Origin of the sequence: Mesorhizobium sp. M7A.F.Ca.AU.002.02.1.1 (assembly GCF_003998535.1) — a bacterium.
GTDB lineage: Bacteria > Pseudomonadota > Alphaproteobacteria > Rhizobiales > Rhizobiaceae > Mesorhizobium > Mesorhizobium ciceri.
In genome coordinates this window covers 1-1,225 of sequence record NZ_RZPB01001197.1, presented here as the reverse complement: position 1 = coordinate 1,225, position 1,225 = coordinate 1, and the positions used below count along the sequence as shown (strand labels likewise).

Annotated in this window: 2 protein-coding genes; both read right to left on the bottom strand. The window is 62.8% G+C overall.

Annotated elements, in window-relative coordinates; all coding sequences use genetic code 11:
• Nucleotides 1–324 (bottom strand): hypothetical protein (locus tag EN879_RS36415; RefSeq protein WP_127274741.1); only part of this gene is annotated, 324 nt, incomplete at its 3' end.
• Nucleotides 325–510: 186 nt separating this feature from the next.
• On the bottom strand, nucleotides 511–816 hold the full coding sequence (locus EN879_RS36410; protein WP_013531394.1) for a BA14K family protein: 306 nt from the start codon (nucleotides 814–816) through the stop codon (nucleotides 511–513).
• Nucleotides 817–1,225 lie beyond the last annotated feature (409 nt).

The following is a 1,225-nucleotide window of genomic DNA, read 5'->3' as shown; positions in this document are numbered from 1 at the left end:
ATCGAAGAAATCGAGAAGGATGGCCATGCCGACGCCGCAGGCGGTGAATATCAGGCCGGCCATGAAGATGCGGTTGGCGCGTTCATAGATGCGCCGCTGCAGGCATTTCGTGTCGAGCAGCAGCGAGAGCGCCCGCATCTGCAAGGCAATGCCGGCCAGGATCGGCAGGACGGCGACAAGATGGTAGGTCTGCCACGGGATCGGGTTGGCGGCCCAATGGGTGATGAAGCCCAGCGAAAACGCCAGCAGGATGCCGACGGTGGTGACGGTGCCGTTGCGGAAAACCGTTTCGACCAGGTCTTCCCTGGGGTCCTGCTCGTCCAAGGGTCTCTCCCCGCGTTTCGCGGTCCAGGATAGACGCTCGGAAAATCTCTGTACACTGTCCGATCTGTCGCCGGACCAATCCCTTCAGTTCTGCGCTGAAGCGGCCGATGGAGCACGCACCGCTACCATCCAGACAACAGAAGAGGGGCTCGCATGGGCCCCTCTGTTGCTGAACGGGTCCTCCCCTCAGAGACGGCAATAGTGGCGGTATCCGTCGTGGCCGAGATAGGTATCGGAGTCCGCGTCGTAGCTGGCATAGCGATCGTAGCAGCGGCGGACATGCCACGAGCCACCGCCTTCGTCGACATAGACGGTGCGCGGCTGGGCGAGCAGGCTGCCGAGGACGAAGCCGCCGACGCCGGCAGCAATGCCGATGCCGATTTCGCGGTTGTGGTGATGGCTGTGGGCGGCCGAAGGCTGCACGGTGCCGGCCAGCGTGGCGGCGGCGACGGCGGTGGCGATAAGGCCGGAAACGAGTGTGTTCTTGAACATGACGATCTCCTTGCTTCGTTGACCGAGGCGATCCATCCGCCTCTTGATCATCTGTCGTCACAGCCAGGAAAAAGGTTCGAACTTTTTTGATTTTTCTGGAGCTGGGAAATCGGATGGACCGAGGTCCACGCTGACGGCGACTGGAAAGGGTTGGCGAGGACGTTGATGCGGCCAATCTCCCCCACTTGCTGGGGGCTATGCCACGCACATATCTGCTATGACTGGGGTGACTGATCGGCCCGAGGCCCGATTGCCGGGTGGGTCCCCCAATCCGTCGCTGCTTCGCAGCGCCACCTTCCCCCCTCCGGAGGGAAAGGAAAGGAGCGTTGGTGGGCGAGCGTTGGCTCGGCGAAGCCGAGACGGAGCGGGACCAGCGCCGCATAGGCAATGCATGCGCCAAGCTGCCATG